This is a genomic window from Nocardia sp. N2S4-5 (assembly GCF_044628355.1).
Lineage (GTDB): Bacteria > Actinomycetota > Actinomycetes > Mycobacteriales > Mycobacteriaceae > Nocardia > Nocardia wallacei_B.
The window spans coordinates 5,963,316-5,977,967 of sequence record NZ_JBIUPM010000001.1 but is presented as its reverse complement, the minus strand read 5'-3'; the positions used below and the strand labels follow the sequence as shown (position 1 = coordinate 5,977,967).

The window sequence follows — 14,652 nt, the reverse complement described above, 5'->3', positions numbered from 1 at the left end:
TTCGTTCAGTCCGCGATCTCGGCCAGGCCGTCGCTGAGCACCACGTCCGCGCCGCGCACCGTTTCGAAGGCGTAGGTGGTGATGCCCTTGTCGGACTTCACCTTCCAGATCCGGGTGCGTAGTTCGTCACCCGGAAAGACCATCTTGGCGAATCGCACCGCGAAGCGCCGCAGCCGGTGCGCATCCGAACCGCCGACCTCGGTGAGCACCGCCCACGAGGCGAAGGCCATGGTGCACAGGCCGTGCGCGATGATGCCCGGCAGCCCGGCGTCCTTGGCAACCTCCTCGTCGAGATGCAGCGGTACCGGGTCGCCCGAAGCCGGTGCGTAGCGGTAGGTCTGGTCGAGGTCGATGCGCTGGGTCACCTCGGCGACCGGGTCCTGCGCGCGCAGGCTCTCGTCGAACTTGTGCTCCGGCGCGGGCCGGCCGACCGTCTTTCCCGCGTCGATGTTGCGGAAGAAGGCGGTCAGGTATTGCTCGTTCACGAGTTCGCCGGACTCCGTGCGACATTCGATGTGCACCGTGATGCCGCTGCCGTTGGACCGGCCCGCGTACCCGATCGCCCGCGCCCGCGAGACCAGCGTCTCCCCCGGGCGGATCGGACGGTGGAAGTGGAAGTCCTGCTCGCCGTGCACGACTCGGCCGAAGATGTCCATCGGCGCCACATCGATGACCGGGACCAGCATGGCGTCGAAGACCGGCACGATCGCGAAGACCGGCGGCGCCACATCCCCGCCCCGGTGCGCCTCGATGGGATCGTTGGTGGCGGCGGCGTATTCGGCGATGCGTTCGGCCAGGACCTCGAAACGTTCCTCGTCACACCAGCGGTTCAAGCCGGAGTCGTCGAATTCGACTACGCGGCCGCCGGTTTCGGTGCTCACGCCGCCGCTGCCAGCACCTCGAGCTGCTCGAGGGACTTCTCGAGCTGTTTGCTGCCGTCCTTCTCCACCGCCTTGCCGAGCGCGCCCTTGATCAACGCGCCCTCGAAGTCGCCGTTGACCGACAGCTCCGTGCCGTCCGCGGCGGGGGCGAGAGTGAAGGTGAATTCGACCTTCACGCCGGCCATTCCGGTCGCGGTCAGCGTCAGCGTGCGGCCCGCCTCGACGGCCGCGACGCGCCATTCGAACTTGTTGGCCATGCCGAGCATGACGACCTTGGCCACCAGCTTGTTGCCCACCTCGAGAGTGGTCGGCGGCTCCTCCATCCAGCGTTCGTGGATGGAGAACCAGTCGCCCCAGGTGTTCGGGTTGCCGACCACGGCCCACAGGGCCTCGGGGTTCGCGGACAGGGTCTTGGTGTATTCGATGTGGCCCATGGTGCTCTCTTTCGTCGTCGGCCGGACTCAGCGGTCCGCGCGCTGGTAGGCCGTGACGACGGCCGCGCCGCCCAGGCCGATGTTGTGTTGCAGGGCCGCGGTCACATTCGGCACCTGCCGCTGGTCCGACTGCCCGCGCAGCTGCCAGGTCAGCTCGCTGCACTGGGCCAGACCCGTTGCGCCCAACGGATGTCCCTTGGAGATCAGGCCGCCGGACGGGTTGACCACCCACTTGCCGCCGTAGGTGGTCTGGTTGTCGTCGATGAGCTTCCCGGCCTCGCCCTCGCCGCACAGCCCGAGCGCCTCGTACAGCAGCAGTTCGTTGGCCGAGAAGCAGTCGTGCAGCTCGATCACCTGGAAGTCCTCCGGGCCGAGGCCGGACTGCTCGTAGACCTGGCGCGCCGCCTGCACGTTCATGTCGTAGCCGATGATGCTCTTGGCGGTGCCGTCGAAGGTGGAGGCGAAGTCGGTGGTCATGGCCTGGCCGACTATCTCAACCGCCCGACTCGCCAGGCCGTGTTCGTCGACGAACTTCTCGGACGCCAGGATCGCCGCGCCGGAACCGTCGGAGGTCGGCGAGCACTGCAGCTTGGTCAGCGGGTCGTAGATCATCCGCGCGTCGAGAATGTCCTGGAGCGAATACTCGTCCTGGAACTGCGAATACGGGTTGTTGACCGAGTGCTTGTGGTTCTTGTACCCGATCTTCGCGAAATGCTCGGCGGTGGTGCCGTAGGCCTGCATGTGCTCGCGACCGGCGGCGCCGAACATCCACGGTGCCGGGGGAAACAGCACCTCGGAGATCTCCGCCAGCGCCATCATGTGCTTGGCCATCGGCTGCTCGCGGTCGTCCCAGGTGGAGCCGAGCGAACCCGGCTGCATCTTCTCGAAGCCCAGGGCCAGTGTGCAGTCGGCCAGTCCGCCCCGAATCGCCTGTGCCGCAAGGTAGAGCGCGGTGGAGCCGGTCGAGCAGTTGTTGTTGACATTGACCACCGGGATGCCGGTCATGCCCAGCTCGTAGACGGCTCGCTGGCCCGATGTCGACTCGCCGTACACGTAGCCGACATACGCCTGCTGCACCCGGTCGTAGGAAATGCCCGCGTCGGCAAGGGCTTTGGTGCCCGACTCCCGCGCCATGTCCGGGTAGTCCCACGCCCGCGTGCCGTCCGCGTCCTCGACCTGACGCCGACCCGGCTTCTCGAATTTCGTCATGCCGACGCCGACGACGTAGACCTTGTTCGCCATCGAACTCCTCACCTCGCGCGGTCTGATCTGAAAACAAACATACGGAGCTGTATGTAACTACGCAAGATGTGGGCGCGGATAAGGCGCTGAATGCCGGGTCGGGGTGGAGATACGGGTCTTACGCGGTCATATACAGCCGCGGAGGTATGCAAGGCGGAATGGCCGAGTCGCTGTGTCGGCGCATTGCACTTCGGCGGTGCGGATCAGCGTCCCGCGCGCAGTCCCGGCAGGGAGGATTCGGCGGCGATGCGCAGGTGTGCCGAGGCGCGTTTCCAACGCCGCAGGGCGCGGTCGGAGTCCGGATCGATGAAGTTGGAGACCAGGATTCCGCGCAGCGCGTCCATCGCGGTGTAGACGAAGTCGCGGGCGGTCTTGCGGTCGACCTCGTCGGGTACCAGCTGGGCGACCGCCATCAGCACCGCGTTGTTGACGAACGGCTCGACCTTCGCCATCTCGGCGGCCAGCACCCGATCCACGCGGCCCGCCACCCACAGCTCCATCGCCGCGATGAACAGCGGGCCCTGGTGCAGTTCCCACAGGAAGTCCAGCACCGCGGCGACCGGGTCACCCTCGTGTCGGAATCGGCCCAGTTCCCGCATCGCCGCATCGGTGCGGCGCTGCGCGAGATGGCTGATCGCGGCCACCACGAGATCGGTCTTGGAGCCGAAATGGTGGACCTGCGCGCCCCGGGTGACGCCCGCGCGCTCGGCGACCCGGGGCGTCGTGGTGCCCGCGTAGCCGTACTCGACCAGGCAGTCTATGGTGGCGTCGAGCAGGCGGACGCGCATCTCGCTACTACGCTGCTCCTGCGTGCGGCGCTGCGGTTTCGAGACTGCGGGCCTGACCATCCGGGAATCATACACTTACATGCACTGCTGAATGAAAATGTGCGTGACTACCGCGCCCGGCGGGCGAGCCAGACGGTTCCGGTGAACATCAGCACGCCCGCCACCGCCAGACCCGCCCCGACCACCGCGGGAGCGGTGTACCCGAGGCCCGCCGCGATCACCAGCCCGCCGAGCCACGCGCCGGCGGCATTGGCGATGTTCAGGGCGGCGTGGTTGAGGGCGGCGGCGAGGGTCTGAGCGTCGTGCGCGACATCCATCAGGCGGATCTGCAGGCCGGGAGCCAAGGCCGCGCCGGACGCGCCGACCAGGAACGCACCCGCGCCTGCCGTGAACGGATTGTGCGCGGCCGCAACGAATCCGGCGAGAATGACGACCATGGACACCAGCGCCAGGAACACCGCGCGCTCCACACCGCGATCGGCGAGCACGCCGCCGACGATGTTTCCGGCGATCATGCCCAGACCGAACAGCGCCAACACGATCGGCACCAGCCCGATCGGCATGCCCGCGACATCGGTGAGCGTGGTGGTGATGTAGGTGTAGACGGCGAACATGCCGCCGAATCCGACGGCGCCGACCAGCAGCGTCAGCAATACCTGGGAGCGGCCCAGCGCACCGAGTTCGGTACGCGGATCGGTCACGCGGACGCCGGTCAGTTCCGGAACGAATTTCGCGATGGCGAACACGGTCGCCAGTCCGATCACGGCGACCACCCCGTAGGCATCCCGCCACCCGAGATGCTGGCCGAGCCACGTGGCCGCGGGAACGCCGACAACGTTGGCGGCGCTCAATCCCAGCATAACCGCGGCAACCGCCTTCGCGCGCTGCCCGACCGGCGCCAGAGTGGCGGCCGCGAGAGATGCCACCCCGAAGTAGGCGCCGTGCGGCAGCCCGGAAACGAAGCGCGCGGCCGTCAGGGTCGCGAACGAGGGCGCCAGCACTGTCGCGACATTGCCTACGGTGAAGGCGACCATCAGCGCGATCAGCAGGCGCTTGCGCGGCACCCGTGCGCACAGCGCCGCGATGACCGGCGCGCCGACCACCACGCCCAGCGCGTACGCCGACACCGCGTGTCCGGCGGTCGGCTCCGAGACGTTCATGGCGTGCGCGATATCCGGCAGCAAACCCATGGTGACGAATTCGGTGGTGCCGATGCCGAAACCGCCGAGCGCCAGCGCCAGCATCGCGGGGACATGCCAATCGGTGCGACCGGGGTGATCGACCGCGGGGACGTCGGCGGCGGACGGCTCGGCGGAGGAGGACTGGGGGAAGGCCACGGCGGGCTCGGAGACGGAAGCCACGCTTCACCGCAACACGGCGGCGAACGCTTACGCATCCCGGAGGGACGGTGATCTCACTCACCGGGGTCGGAACTGCCCGCCCAGACGCTCCGAAAATGCCGCTATTCACAGCCGGATCGGTTATCCCCAATCGCCGATCGCCCGCTTCCGCCGGGTTCGCGTGGCCTCTAGCGTTGTCGTCATGACCAAGCCGCAGCGAGACCCGATTGTCGACCGGTTGCGTCACGACGTCGACGACCTCTACGAAATGAACGACGACACCAACCGCACCGCACACACCTCCCTGGCCGCGGTGCGCGGGGTCGACCTGCGCCTACGCCGCTTCCAGCGAACCAGCGGCCGCCAGTTCGGGATCCTCATCGCGACGCTGCGACAGCACAGTCGCCGCTTCGACCAGACGGATGCGCGCCTGGACGGGATGGACCGGCGGTTCGACAAGATGGACACGCGGCTGGACAAGATGGGCACGCGGTTCGACAAGGTAGACACGCGGTTCGACAAGGTGGGCACGCGGTTCGACAAGGTGGACGAGCGATTCGATCAAGGGGAGGCGTGGAGCGGGGGCACGGATCGGCGGCTCGACAACATCGAGGGGTACCTGCGGCAGATGCAGCACACGCTGACCGAGGTGGTCACGTTGTTGCGGAAGTAGGTCGCCGCGAGAACAATTCGGGCACCCGCGGCCACCGGGGTGCGGTGGGGGCGGGTGCCCGGTTGTTCAGCTTCTCGTGCGGGTGCTCAGCGCAGTTCGCGCGCCAGGTTGGCATCGAGCACACCGAGGAATTCCTCGGTGGTGAGATAGCCCTGATCGCCGCCGACCAGCAGCGCCAGGTCCTTGGTCATCTGGCCGTCCTCGACGGTCTTGATGACGACATCCTCGAGGGTCTGCGCGAAGCCGATGACCTCGGGGGTGTTGTCCAGCTTGCCGCGATGGGCGATGCCGCGGGTCCACGCGAAGATCGAGGCGATCGGGTTGGTGGAGGTCGGCTTGCCCTGCTGGTGCTGACGATAGTGGCGGGTCACCGTGCCGTGCGCGGCCTCGGCCTCACAGGTTCGCCCGTCCGGGGTCAGCAGCACCGAGGTCATCAGGCCCAGCGAGCCGAAGCCCTGCGCCACGGTGTCGGACTGCACGTCGCCGTCGTAGTTCTTGCACGCCCAGACGTAGCCGCCCTCCCACTTCAGCGCGGAGGCCACCATGTCGTCGATCAACCGGTGCTCGTAGGTGAGGCCGGCGGCGTCGAACTCGTTCTTGAACTCGGTCTCGTAGACCTCCTGGAAGGTGTCCTTGAACATGCCGTCGTAGGCCTTCAGGATGGTGTTCTTGGTCGACATGTAGACCGGGTAGTTCTGCTGCAGGCCGTAGTTCAGCGACGCGCGCGCGAAGTCCTCGATGGACTTCTTGAAGTTGTACATGCCCATGACCACGCCGCCGTCCTCGGGCATCCGCACGACCTCGTGCTGGATCGGCTCGGAGCCGTCCTCGGGCGTGAAGGTGAGGGTGACGGTGCCCGCCTGATGCACCTTGAAGTCGGTGGCGCGGTACTGGTCACCGAACGCGTGACGGCCGATGATGATCGGCTTCGTCCAGCCCGGAACCAGGCGCGGGACGTTGGAGATGATGATCGGCGCGCGGAAGATCGTGCCGCCGAGGATGTTGCGGATGGTGCCGTTGGGCGACCGCCACATCTTCTTCAGCCCGAATTCCTTGACGCGCGCCTCGTCGGGCGTGATGGTGGCGCACTTGACGCCCACGCCGTGCTGCTTGATGGCGTTGGCGGCGTCGACGGTCACCTGATCGTCGGTCTTGTCCCGATACTCGATACCGAGGTCGTAATACTCGAGATTGATGTCCAGGTACGGATGGACCAATTTGTCCTTGATGAACTGCCAGATGATCCGGGTCATCTCGTCGCCATCGAGTTCGACGACGGTACCTTCAACCTTGATCTTGGACATGGATCTTCGTGTCCTCCTAGGAAGGTGCTCCCATTGCACGGCCAGGTGAACACGCTTGTGAGCGGACCCCAGCTGTTCAACAGACAACGTATACGCCCCGCGTTGTCCGCGAGACTTCGAGGTACTAAACAAGACAAGCGTACTGGTGCGCTGGGTCTCACTTCCAGGGGCCGTCCCATTGAGAGACGGTCACATCACATTCGCGGGGTCGCACACGAGGGCCGGTGCCACCTCAGCGGCACCGGCCCTTCCCCGCCTGCGAGTAATCAGACAGCCATCGGCGCGTGCTCGGCGCCCTCGAGGAGGTTCTCCGGCTTGTCGCGGATCATCAGCGCGACGATCAGGATCGAGGCCAGGAAGAATCCGGCACCGATGTAGAAGGCGATGTCGTAGCTGTGGATCGCGGCGCGGGCCATCAGGTTGTCGGCGGTCGGGTTGTTCTCGGCGTACCGCTCGGCCACCTGCACCGAGATGGTGGTCAGCAGGGCCGTGCCGATCGCGCCGCCGACCTGCTGGGCGGCGTTGAGCAGCGCGCTGGCCACGCCGGAATCCTTCTCCTCGACCTGATGCAGCGCGGTGGTCTGCATGGACACGAACAGCGCGCCCATCCCGAGTGCGATCAGCACCGTCGACGGCAGCACGGTCGCGGCGAAGCTGTCACCGAAGTCCAGCTGCGCCAGGTAGAGCAGGCCCGCCGTGCCCAGAATGCCACCGCCGATCATCAGCGGCCGCGGACCGATGCGAGGCAGCAGCGCGCTGGCCACGCCCGCCGAGATCACGATGCCGATCGGGAAGGGCAGGAACGCGACACCGGCCTGCAGCGGGCTGTAGTCGAGGGTGATCTGCAGGTAGTAGCTGAGGTTGATGAACATCGCGAACATCGCGATCGGCACCAGCAGCGCCACCAGGAACGACCCGCCGCGGTTGAGTTCGCCCGGAATATGCAGCGGCAGTAGCGGATTGGCGGTACGCCGCTCGATCGCCACGAACGCGATCAGCAGCGCCACCCCGGCGATCAGCAGCGCGAGCGTGGAGGAGGCCAGCCAGCCGTCCTCGGCGGCGCGGCTGAAGCCGTACACCACCGAGATCAGGCCCAGGGTCACCGTCACCGCACCCGGCACGTCGTAACCGCCGGTCCGCGGCACGGGCACGTCCTTGATGACGAACACGAACGCGCCGACCAACGCCAGCAGCGCGACGGGCGTGTTCACCAGCAGGCACCAGCGCCAGTTGGCATATTCGGTGAGCGCGCCACCGGCGATCAGGCCGATCGCCGCGCCGCCGGCCGAGACGCCCGCGAAAACGCCGAAGGCCCTTGCCCTTTCGCGCGCCTCGGTGAAGGTGACCGACACCAGCGACAGCGCCGCCGGGGCCAGCAGCGCACCGAAGGCGCCCTGCAGCGCGCGGCCCGCGAACAGTTCCGCGGAGTTCTGCGCCAGGCCGGCCAGCGCCGACGCGGCGGCGAAGCCGACCAGGCCGATCAGGAAGATCCGGCGGCGGCCCAGGTAGTCGGCGAGGCGGCCACCGAGCAGCAGCAGGCCGCCGAAGATCAGCGTGTAGGCGGTGAGCACCCACTGCTTGTCGCCGTCGCTGATGCCCAGGTCCTGCTGGGCGAACGGCAGCGAGATGGTCACGATCGTGGCGTCGAGCACCACCATGAGCTGGGCCAGGGCGATGACGCCCAGCGCCCACCAGCGTGCCGAGCTTGGGCCCGGCGGAGGTATCGGGAGTAACGAGTGTCCCGGTTTCGGTCATGAGGGGACTCCTGCATCGAAAGAATTGTGTCGCCATCGTGTCACCGGACGACAATTGGCGTCAAGAGAAAAATGTCCGAGTGTGACATTTGGCGGTACTAGTCACATTGAGAGCCGATCGCGATAGAATCGGGGCATGCTCGACTCACCGCCGCGTCACGCCCAGCCCGGCCTGCGTGAACGCAAGAAGCAGCAGACCAGGGACCGCATCATCGAGGTGGCGCTGCGGTTGTGCGACGCGAACGGCTTCGAGGCGACGACGGTCGAGCAGATCGCGGAGGCGGCCGATGTGTCGCCGCGGACGGTGAACCGGTACTTCGAGCTGAAGGAGGACATCGTCCTCGCCCCGATCGAGGACTGGGGCAAGGCGATCGGCGCCGAACTGCGCAAACAACCGGTCACGGGGAACGAACTGCAGGCCCTGCTCGACACCTACCTGGCCGTCACCGCGGAGAGCATCTCGGACGGCCCGGTGCCGTTCGAGTGGTTCCAGCGCATGCAGCGGATCAGCCGGACCAGCCCGACGGTACGAGCCCGCAGCATGGACATCGCCGACTCCAAGACCGTCGAGATCCACACCGCGCTCGCCGAGCGCATCGGCGCCGACAGCGAATCGATGACGGTCCGGCTCATCGCGGCCACCTTCAACGCGATCCTGCGCACCGGCATGGAATGCGATGCCGAGGTGCCCGAGGGCGAGCCGGCGGTCTCGGCGGAGGCCAGTGTGCGGGCAGTGCGCGGCGCCTACGACGAGTTCGTCCGCCGCTGCGCGGTTCCCGTGGCCGCGGCCGACGGCGGCGGCAGCGACCCGCGACGATAGCGGCGACCTGGCCTCGCCTCCGTCACCGGCGATCCGCTACCATCCCATTCAGGTCATGAGTGCCAGCGCCAAGCCCCGGCTTGCTGGCCGGCAACCCTCCAGTTGCGGTGGGGTGCTCCGGGTGATGACCGGGCTCTCGAAAGCCGAGAGCAAGCGCGACTTATCAGGAGGTCCCGAGATGTGTTGTTGCCGGTCGCTACCCGAGCCCCGCTGACAGCCGCATACGGCCTTTTCACCTGGAGTAGTACATGAGCGACTCGACTGCTGCTGTCTGCGACCCGGCGAACATCTCCCACGGCCCGCGCGGCACCGAGCATCCGATGCCGTCCGGTCGTATCGCTACCATCGAAGATGTGTGTTCTCCCCTGCTCGCTTCGGCATCGGCCCAGCATGCGCGGCCGACTCGCGGCGGGCGGCCGGTCTCCGGCGGGGCGGCGCACGGCATCGATGACGTTCCGGCCGGCCGGTGTGGCGGGCCCGCGGCGGCGGCACGGTGACCGTGAGCACCGAACCGACGACGACCCGGTCGGCCGCCGCTGCCCTGTTGCCCCCGCCGGACGGCACGCTCGGCACCCTCGCCCTCGGCGCGGTCCGGCTGGAGAACGGGGCGGTGATTCCCGAGGTCGAGCTGGCCGTGCAGCGTTGGGGCGAGCTGTCGCCCGACGCGGACAACGTCGTGCTGATCGAACACGCGCTGACGGGCGACTCACACGTGGTGGGCCCGCAGGACGAGGTGCATCCGCTGCCGGGCTGGTGGGACGGCGTCGTGGGGCCGGGCGCCCCGCTCGACACCGACCAGTGGTGCGTGATCGCCACCAATGTGCTCGGCGGCTGTCAGGGCAGCACCGGGCCGTCCTCCCTCGCGCCGGACGGAAAGCCCTGGGGCGCAAGGTTTCCCGAGATCTCCATCCGCGATCAGGTGACCGCCGAGGTGGCGCTGTGCGACCTGCTCGGCATCGAGCGACTCGCCGCGGTGGTCGGCGGATCGATGGGTGGGATGCGGGTGCTGGAGTGGATGGTCGGCTACCCGCAGCGGGTCGAGGCCGCGCTGGTGCTGGCCGTCGGGGCCCGCGCCACCGCCGATCAAATCGGCACCCAGACCACCCAGATCGCCGCCATCCAGGCCGACCCGAACTGGCAAGGCGGCAACTATCACGGCACCGGCCGCGCACCGACCGCCGGGCTGGGGATCGCCCGCCGGATCGCGCACCTGTCCTACCGCACCGAATTCGAACTCGATCACCGCTTCGAGAACCATGCGCAGGACGACGAGGATCCGCGCGACGGCGGCCGCTACGCGGTGCAGAGCTACCTGGAGTATCAGGCGCAGAAGCTGGTACACCGCTTCGACGCGGCCACCTACGTGCTGCTGACCGAGGCCATGAACAGGCACGATGTCGGGCGCGGGCGGGGCGGGATCACGGCCGCGCTGGCGGCCACCCCCGTGCCCTGCATCGTCGGCGGCGTCGACTCGGATCGGCTGTATCCGCTGCGCACACAGCAGGAGTTGGCCGATCTGCTGCCGGGCTGCCGCGGCCTCGAGGTAGTGCACTCGCGCGACGGGCACGACGGTTTCCTCACCGAGACCGAGGCGGTCGGCAAGCTGCTGGTGGAGACGATGGAGCTGGTGCACTCGGCGCGGGCCGCGCGCTGAGCCGTCGATTCGCCGTCAGCCGACGCCGAGGCTGTTGATGGTCGCGGCCAAGGCGATGACGGCGCCGCCGAGCACCGCGTAGGCGCCGACGTCGAAGGGCTTGCCGCGCACCGCGAGCAGCCCGACCCGGGCGGTCGGCAGGCAGGCCCGCAATGCCGACGCCAGCAGTGTCGCCCCGCCGATCACGTACGCGCCGCGTCGCCAGCGGTCCTGCGCCACGAACACCACGGCCACCAACAGCACCGTTACCACGAGCAGCATCGGCAGGTGGTTGCGGAAGAACCGGCCGACCGGGCCGGAGCGGTGCGCGGGAGCTGCGGGGGCTTCGATCACGCCCCGATTCTCGCATTGCGCGCGCCGGTCCCGCCGATGTGGCACCGGAGCGGCCGATGCGGGGGTCGTGCGATGCTTGTCGCCGTGCTCCATGTGGTGTTCTTCGAGCCTCGTATCCCGCCCAACACGGGCAACGCGATCCGCTTGGCGGCCGGCACCGGCTGTGAGCTGCATCTGATCGAACCGCTCGGCTTCGATCTATCCGAACCGAAGCTACGCCGGGCGGGGCTGGACTACCACGATCTGGCGTCGGTGACCGTGCACGCCGATCTCGATGCCGCATGGCAGGTCATCCGGCCCGAGCGGGTATTCGCGTTCACGACCAAGGCGACGACGCGCAACACCGATATCGCCTATCGCAAGGGTGATGTGCTGCTGTTCGGGCCCGAGCCGACCGGATTGCCGGAGGACGTGCTCGCCGACTCCCGCATCACCGATCAGCTGCGGATTCCGATGCTGCCCGGGCGACGGTCGATGAATCTGTCCAATGCGGCGGCGGTCGCGGTCTACGAGGCGTGGCGGCAGCTGGGGTTCCCGGGCGCGGTGTAGGACGTCAGTCGATTTCGAAGCGTTTGAAGCGGGACGTGGCTCCCGCCGTGAGCCGGACCGAGCTTTTCGGGACGCCGTAGTGTGCGGCCAGGAGTTCGACGGCGGCCTTGTTCGCCTTGCCCTCGACGGCGGGCGCACGCACGTAAAGCTGTAGCGTGCCGTCGTCGAGGGACTCGACCAGCGGGCCCTTCTTACTGTTCGGCTTGATCACCGCCCGGACGACGGTCGGCGGCATCGGCACCCCCTGTTTCCGCCGTTCCGGTGCGCTGCGGCGAATCTCCCTCTGCGGCAGCGGCTTCCGCAGGAGTCGATCCCTTCTCAGCGGCAGCGTTTTCCGCGGGAGCTGAAGCCTTCTCGGCGGCAACATTTTTCGCCGGAGCCGAAGCGTTCTCGGCGTCAGTCCTTTCCGCGTGGACCGGTGTCTTCTGGGCTGCAGTCTCTTCCGCGGAGACCGAGGCCTTCTCGGCAGCCGCGCCTTCCGCCGGGACCGAGACCTTCTCGGCGGCAGTCCTTTCCGCGGGTGCTGGCGCCTTCTCGGCGGCCGTGCCTTTCGGAGAGACTGATGCCTTGTCAGCGGCTGGATCCCGCTCCGATTCCGGCGGCGTCGGCGGGACCTGTTGCGGCGTAGGGGAACGACGTCTGGTCGCCAACCGCACTACACCCCAGACGACGGCGGCGAGCAGGAGCAGGAACCCGAGCCACGGGAGCGCGTTACCGGTCGACTTCAGCGCCCGCACCAGCGAATTCCAGCCGTCGACGATGCGGTTCCAGTAGTTGTCGGGCTTCGACCCCGGCGGCTCGTCGGTGCTGAGCTGGATGGTGAGCGTGGACAGGGCGACCTCGTCGTCCAGCTGGCGTTTGCGGGCGGTGAGGCTGTCCAGCTCGCCCTGCCGGCTCGACAGCGCGTTCTCGGCGGCGATCAGGTCGGCGGTGGTGGCGGCGCTCGAGACCAGCGCGCGCAGGCGATCGACCGAGGCCTGCAGGGCCTTGATCCGCGCGTCGAGGTCCTGCCATTGCATGGTCACGTCCGAGCGTTCGGTGGTCACGCTGGTGACCTCGCCGATGCCGCCGAGTCCGTCGACGAAGCCGTCGGTCTTGTCGGCGGGCACCCGGACGGTCAGCGTCGCACGGGCTTTGGTGGTGTCGGTGCCGGGCTGCTCGGAGCGGCTGTCCACCCGGCCGTCGACGGTCCGCACCCGGTCGGCGACCTTTCCGGCGGCGCCGATCGGGTCGGCGGTGGTGATGTCGACGCTGCCTGTGACGATCTCCTTGCGCTCGACGGTGGTGTCGGCGGAGTCGCTGTTCTGCTGCTTCGGGCTCGCGGGTCCGGCCTCGCGCAGGGCGGGCGGACCGGACGGTGCGGTCGCCGCGTACGGAGCGCCACGGGATCCCGAACCGTGCGCGGTATCGGAGTGCTCGGCTCCCCCGCACCCGGCCAGCAATGCCAGGGTCAGCAGACCGACCGGCAGGACAGCGAGTCTTCTCATGGGACGCAGCGTAGCCATCCGCCGGACGTTTCACCCGTGATCCGTCGCCGACCGTAATCGTGGCGGCGGCCGGTCTGCGGGCGGCTCCCGTTCGCCGTACGGAAGGCGCAGGTCCACCACATTGTGCGCGAGAACGCGGGCGTCGGTTCCGGCGAGCAGCAGGAGCGCACCGGAATGCACGGTGCGGACCCGATCGCGGCCGGTGCGGCGGATTTCCAGCGTGACCACGGGTGTGAGCGACGCACGCCGCAGAGTGTCGTTGCCGCCCTGCCGATCCCACCGCGTCTCTTGTTGAATCCAGACGGCGGTGGCGGTGGTGTGGTCCGGGGCGTTCGGCTCCCAGGACAGGTTGGTGATGATCGGCTCGGAACCGTGCCAGCGTAGGTCCGTCAGCGCGGAACAGGGCGCGAGCCATGGCGGGTCGAAGGTTTCCGTGCGGTCTCGTGCCAGGTCGATACGCACGAGACGGGCGGTGCCGCAGGTGTTCCCGTCACGCGCGTAGCCGCTCAGCGTGACCGCCCGGCCGTCAGGACGCAACGCGGCCGTCGCGAAGGCGGTGTTGACGCCCGTTCCCATGGTGTCCAACGGCCGGGCGGCGGCCGTGTCCGCGTCGACCGCCGACAGATGGTTGATGCCCCAGGACGCGCCGCGCGGAGACTCGACGCGGTCGATGATCAAGGTTCGCTGGTCGGCGGTGAGCAGTCGCGGGGCCGAGAGCACATTGCCCGGGGCGACGGACTCCTGCGGCAGGGAGATCGACATGGCCGCAACGGGTTTCGGGCTCAACAGATCGGCCCGCAGATAGGTGTCGGGCTCCTGCCACCAGCCGACGGTAGTGCCGGTCAGGGGAAAGATCCGCGTGCAGTGGCACTCCAGCCGCTGCGGCAGCATGGCGCCACTGTCCGTCTCCACGACAGCGACCCGGCCAGTGTCATCGAGGGCGTAAACATGCGAATCATCGCGGGTGAAACCGAAATCCACGTATTCACCGGTATGCCGCCCGATCTCCCGATCCGCCGTGGCAAGCACCAACTCGCTCCGTGACCGAAACACGAACGGCCGGTCGACCACGGCCTCCGACCCGTGCGCCACACCGGACTCCGAAACAGAACCCGAAAACCCACCCGCACACCCAGACGCGACAAGCACCCAAACCACAACCGACGCCGCAACCCCCGCACGACGACATCCGCGTCGGCGCACAGCGCCCGTCCACGTCACGCCGATACCACCCACGCGCACCACAGAGCGAAACCCGCAGCAGCCGTTCATGTCTCAGTCCCCCAGCCCGGGAAGCTCACGACGGCGGCCGGTGGTGGCTGTGCGGCAGCGGACGCGCACTGTGCCGAGTCGCGTCAACCGATTCCGCGCGTCGGCCTCCTCGTCGGTGTCG

At 68.1% G+C, this 14,652-nt stretch carries 16 protein-coding genes and 1 riboswitch; of the genes, 5 read left to right on the top strand and 11 right to left on the bottom strand.

The window, feature by feature from the left end; translation table 11 throughout:
* Nucleotides 1-5: 5 nt before the first annotated feature.
* The 5 genes from ACFMRZ_RS27480 to ACFMRZ_RS27460 all read right to left on the bottom strand — a co-directional run bounded on the left by ACFMRZ_RS27480 (nt 6) and on the right by ACFMRZ_RS27460 (nt 4,706).
* The gene (locus tag ACFMRZ_RS27480) at nt 6-881 is read right to left on the bottom strand and encodes a MaoC/PaaZ C-terminal domain-containing protein (RefSeq protein ID WP_400181298.1); all 876 of its coding nucleotides are present in this window, start codon (nt 879-881) and stop codon (nt 6-8) included.
* Complete coding sequence (locus ACFMRZ_RS27475; protein ID WP_400181297.1) at nt 878-1,315, bottom strand: SRPBCC family protein; 438 nt, start codon at nt 1,313-1,315, stop codon at nt 878-880. Before ACFMRZ_RS27475 ends, ACFMRZ_RS27480 begins: the two co-directional genes overlap by 4 nt.
* 27 nt (nt 1,316-1,342) lie before the next feature.
* Complete coding sequence (locus tag ACFMRZ_RS27470) at nt 1,343-2,557, bottom strand: lipid-transfer protein (protein ID WP_400181296.1); 1,215 nt, start codon at nt 2,555-2,557, stop codon at nt 1,343-1,345.
* Nucleotides 2,558-2,760: 203 nt separating this feature from the next.
* Nucleotides 2,761-3,405, bottom strand: coding sequence for a helix-turn-helix domain-containing protein (locus ACFMRZ_RS27465; protein WP_280363440.1), 645 nt, complete (start codon nt 3,403-3,405; stop codon nt 2,761-2,763).
* A 47-nt stretch (nt 3,406-3,452) separates the two neighbouring features.
* Nucleotides 3,453-4,706: an MFS transporter gene (locus tag ACFMRZ_RS27460; protein WP_400181295.1), complete on the bottom strand. Its 1,254-nt coding sequence runs from the start codon at nt 4,704-4,706 to the stop codon at nt 3,453-3,455.
* Nucleotides 4,707-4,887: 181 nt separating this feature from the next.
* Here ACFMRZ_RS27460 and ACFMRZ_RS27455 point away from each other — a divergent pair, with 181 nt between their 5' ends.
* Nucleotides 4,888-5,358, top strand: a complete 471-nt coding sequence (locus tag ACFMRZ_RS27455; protein WP_400181294.1) for a hypothetical protein — start codon at nt 4,888-4,890, stop codon at nt 5,356-5,358.
* A gap of 86 nt (nt 5,359-5,444) precedes the next feature.
* On the opposite strand, the gene ACFMRZ_RS27450 is transcribed toward ACFMRZ_RS27455, so the two are convergent.
* On the bottom strand, nt 5,445-6,662 hold the full coding sequence (locus ACFMRZ_RS27450) for an NADP-dependent isocitrate dehydrogenase (RefSeq protein ID WP_280363444.1): 1,218 nt from the start codon (nt 6,660-6,662) through the stop codon (nt 5,445-5,447).
* 266 nt (nt 6,663-6,928) lie between these two features.
* Nucleotides 6,929-8,332: an MFS transporter gene (locus ACFMRZ_RS27445; protein ID WP_400182982.1), complete on the bottom strand. Its 1,404-nt coding sequence runs from the start codon at nt 8,330-8,332 to the stop codon at nt 6,929-6,931.
* 220 nt (nt 8,333-8,552) lie between these two features.
* Between ACFMRZ_RS27445 and ACFMRZ_RS27440 the strand changes: the two genes are divergently transcribed.
* From ACFMRZ_RS27440 to ACFMRZ_RS27430, 3 genes are all read left to right on the top strand, one after another.
* On the top strand, nt 8,553-9,236 hold the full coding sequence (locus ACFMRZ_RS27440) for a TetR/AcrR family transcriptional regulator (protein ID WP_400181293.1): 684 nt from the start codon (nt 8,553-8,555) through the stop codon (nt 9,234-9,236).
* Nucleotides 9,237-9,287: 51 nt separating this feature from the next.
* Nucleotides 9,288-9,398, top strand: a riboswitch (SAM riboswitch).
* A gap of 86 nt (nt 9,399-9,484) precedes the next feature.
* Nucleotides 9,485-9,733: a hypothetical protein gene (locus ACFMRZ_RS27435; protein ID WP_400181292.1), complete on the top strand. Its 249-nt coding sequence runs from the start codon at nt 9,485-9,487 to the stop codon at nt 9,731-9,733.
* Nucleotides 9,730-10,890 carry a homoserine O-acetyltransferase gene (locus ACFMRZ_RS27430; protein WP_400181291.1) on the top strand — a complete coding sequence of 387 codons (1,161 nt, stop codon included), beginning with the start codon at nt 9,730-9,732 and terminating at the stop codon, nt 10,888-10,890. The genes ACFMRZ_RS27435 and ACFMRZ_RS27430 overlap by 4 nt, the downstream gene beginning before the upstream one ends.
* Before the next feature lie 15 nt (nt 10,891-10,905).
* On the opposite strand, the gene ACFMRZ_RS27425 is transcribed toward ACFMRZ_RS27430, so the two are convergent.
* Complete coding sequence (locus ACFMRZ_RS27425) at nt 10,906-11,151, bottom strand: DUF3017 domain-containing protein (RefSeq protein ID WP_280274720.1); 246 nt, start codon at nt 11,149-11,151, stop codon at nt 10,906-10,908.
* A 144-nt stretch (nt 11,152-11,295) separates the two neighbouring features.
* Here ACFMRZ_RS27425 and ACFMRZ_RS27420 point away from each other — a divergent pair, with 144 nt between their 5' ends.
* Nucleotides 11,296-11,772: a tRNA (cytidine(34)-2'-O)-methyltransferase gene (locus ACFMRZ_RS27420; protein WP_400181290.1), complete on the top strand. Its 477-nt coding sequence runs from the start codon at nt 11,296-11,298 to the stop codon at nt 11,770-11,772.
* Between the two features lie 4 nt (nt 11,773-11,776).
* Here the strand turns inward: ACFMRZ_RS27420 and ACFMRZ_RS27415 are convergent, their stop codons facing one another.
* Genes ACFMRZ_RS27415 through ACFMRZ_RS27405 form a run of 3 tightly spaced genes read right to left on the bottom strand, consistent with a single transcriptional unit; the run spans nt 11,777 to nt 14,288 of the window.
* Nucleotides 11,777-12,007, bottom strand: a complete 231-nt coding sequence (locus ACFMRZ_RS27415) for a DUF167 domain-containing protein (protein ID WP_280274715.1) — start codon at nt 12,005-12,007, stop codon at nt 11,777-11,779.
* Nucleotides 11,964-13,259, bottom strand: a complete 1,296-nt coding sequence (locus ACFMRZ_RS27410) for a DUF4349 domain-containing protein (RefSeq protein ID WP_400181289.1) — start codon at nt 13,257-13,259, stop codon at nt 11,964-11,966. The genes ACFMRZ_RS27415 and ACFMRZ_RS27410 overlap by 44 nt, the downstream gene beginning before the upstream one ends.
* A gap of 30 nt (nt 13,260-13,289) precedes the next feature.
* Nucleotides 13,290-14,288, bottom strand: coding sequence for a hypothetical protein (locus tag ACFMRZ_RS27405; RefSeq protein ID WP_400181288.1), 999 nt, complete (start codon nt 14,286-14,288; stop codon nt 13,290-13,292).
* Nucleotides 14,289-14,652 lie beyond the last annotated feature (364 nt).